The sequence below is a fragment of the Aeromonas molluscorum 848 genome (assembly GCF_000388115.1).
GTDB classification, from domain to species: domain Bacteria; phylum Pseudomonadota; class Gammaproteobacteria; order Enterobacterales; family Aeromonadaceae; genus Aeromonas; species Aeromonas molluscorum.
On the sequence record NZ_AQGQ01000260.1, the window covers coordinates 1 to 2,781 of the forward strand.

Sequence of the window (2,781 nt, forward strand, 5' to 3'; positions counted from 1 at the left end):
CCAACCTATGGGCCACGCCTTCGACGGCATCGAAGAGCTGAACAATCCACTGCCCAAATGGTGGACCTACATGTTCCTCTTCATGATAGTGATTGGTCTGCTCTACCCTGCTCGCCTTCCCGGGCCTGGGTAACTGGAAGGGCCTGCTGGGCTGGCAGAGTTCCCACCAGGACATCCGCTCCCCTGGCCGAGGGCAAGGCCGCCACTGAGGCGGCAAAGAGCAATGGCAACGCGGTCGAGTACGACCGTGAGCTGGCCAAGGCTGATGCTCTCTATGGCGCCAAGTTCAAGGAGCTGGCCTATCAAGCCGATGGCAAAACCTATAAAGCCATCGAAGAGATAGCCATGGATCCTGAGGCTCGCAAGGTTGGCCAACGCCTCTTCTTGCAAAACTGCGCCCAGTGTCATGGCTCGGATGCCCGCGGCGGTCGTGGCTTCCCGAACTTGACCGATGCCGAATGGCAGTGGGGCGGCAAGCCGTCCGACATCAAGACCACCATCATGAATGGCCGTCAGGGCATCATGGCGGCCTGGGGTGACATCCTCGGCAAGGATGGCGTCAAGGAAGTGGCCTCCTATGTGCTGAACCTGTCCGGTCGCAAGGTCGATATGGTGGAAGCCAAGAAAGGTGAAACACGCTTTGCAGTGTGCGCCGCCTGCCATGGCCCGGATGCCAAGGGCGGTACCGCCTTCGGCGCCCCGGATCTCACCAACACCACCTGGCTCTATGGCGGTTCCCGTCAGGTCGTCGAGGAGACCATCACCCATGGTCGTCACGGCGTGATGCCAGCCTGGAAAGACATCCTGGGCGAAGACAAGGTACAGCTGCTTGCCTCTTATGTGTATGGTTTGTCCCACACTGGCCAAAGTGCGCAATAACAGCAGTAACATGTGATAAACACGTGATTACTCAGCAAAAAGCCTCGACTCTTCGGGGCTTTTTGTTATCTTGTGTTGGCTAAAAATCCTCTATTTTGTTAATCATAGGTTTCGGTAGCACTATGACTCAACCTTGGTATCGCCAATTCTGGCCCTGGTTCATCATCGCCCTCCCCGCCACTGTCGTCGTCGCCGGCATTGCCACCGCCATCATTGCCAGCAAGGATGGGGTCAATCTGGTGGCTGAGGATTATTACAAGCAGGGCAAGGAGATCAATCAGGACTTGAGCAAGTTTGACCGTGCCCAAGCGCTCAACGTCCACATCGCCTTGAACCTTCAGGACAAAGAACTGACCCTCACACCTGTGAGTGGCGATCTGGTTCCTAATCAGGCACTGCGTCTTGCTCTGTTCCACCCGACCCTGGCGGGTCGAGACAGCGACTATCTGCTCACCAGCGATGCCAAGGGCATCTATCGCTTGCACCTCGACAAGCCCCTCACCGGCAAGTGGCACATCCGGGTCGATGCCTTCGACCATGAGTGGCGCTTGCAAGAGACAGTACATTTCCCCCTGGCGGCACCTGTCGAACTCGATCCCAAGGGACGCTAGTCATGACCGGCTGTTTTCACTGTGGCGAGCCGGTACCCGCCAACAGCCAGTATGCCTTTGAGATAAAAGGCATACTCCGCCCTATGTGCTGCCCGGGCTGCCGGGCCGTGGCGCAGACCATCATGGAGTGCGGCCTCGCCAGTTATTACGAACACCGCACCGCTCCTGGCGCCAAAGGGGAGCTGGTCCCCGCCGAACTGGCCGCCCTCGCCCACTATGATCTGGCCGAGGTGCAACAGGAGTTTGTCACTGACACGGGGACGCTGCGGGAGATCCAGCTCAGTGTCGAGGGGCTCAGCTGCGCCGCCTGCGCCTGGCTCATCGAACGCCACCTCAATACCCTGCCCGGGGTGCGTTACATCGTGGTCAACAGCACCACCCACCGGGCACGCATCAAGTGGGATCCTTTGCAGCTCTCCCTGAGCGACATTCTCAAGGGCTTTGCCCGGATAGGCTATCGCGCCTACCCCTTCCAGACCCATCAACAAGAAGCCCTTTATGCCCGCGAGGTGAAGAGTTACCTCTATCGGATGGGGTTGGCGGGCTTGGGGTCCATGCAGGTGATGATGTGCGCCGTGGCCCTCTATATGGACCTCTTCATCAGCGTCGAAGAGGAGTTCATGGTCTATTTCAAGTGGATCAGCCTCCTGCTCTCGACTCCCATCATGATTTATTCGGCCCAGCCATTTTACGTGGGTGCCTGGCGCAGCCTGCGTCAGGGCCAGCTCTCCATGGATGTGTCGGTGTCGTTGGCGCTGATAGGTGCCTTCGTCGCCTCCATCTGGGCCACCGTCTTCAACACGGGGGAGGTCTATTACGACTCCATTACCATGTTTGTCTTCTTCCTGCTGCTTGGGCGTTTTCTCGAGCTGCGGGCAAGGCGCAAGGCCTCGGAGTCGAGCTCCAACCTGGCTCGCCTGGTTCCCATCATGGCCACCCTGGTCGATGAACAGGGCGACCATGAGGTGGCCGCCAAGACCCTCAAGGTAGGGGATCGGGTACGGGTACTGGCCGGTGCCACCCTGCCCGCCGATGGCATCATCATCGAGGGACAAGCGAACCTGAACGAGGCCATGCTGACCGGGGAACAGTTACCACTGTGCAAAGGGAGTGGCGACGCCGTCTATGCTGGTACCATCAACACCGACGCCCCGCTGCTGGTGCGGGTTAATCAACCCATCGCCCAGTCTCGTATCGCCCAGATAATGCGGCTGCAGGATGAGGCGCTCAGCGACAAACCTGCCATCGCCGAGCTGGCCGACACCCTCTCCCGTCACTTCATCCTGGTGTT

2 protein-coding genes and 1 pseudogene are annotated in these 2,781 nt (G+C 59.0%); all 3 read left to right on the top strand.

The features are described from left to right. Window positions 1–879 (top strand): annotated as a pseudogene (gene ccoP / locus G113_RS19685) (cytochrome-c oxidase, cbb3-type subunit III); the annotation flags it as partial. 122 nt (window positions 880–1,001) lie between these two features. Then, on the top strand, window positions 1,002–1,490 hold the full coding sequence (locus tag G113_RS19690; protein ID WP_005912341.1) for a FixH family protein: 489 nt from the start codon (window positions 1,002–1,004) through the stop codon (window positions 1,488–1,490). 2 nt (window positions 1,491–1,492) lie between these two features. Further along, the coding region (locus G113_RS19695; RefSeq protein ID WP_005912344.1) for a heavy metal translocating P-type ATPase at window positions 1,493–2,781 on the top strand (1,289 nt) is incomplete at its 3' end.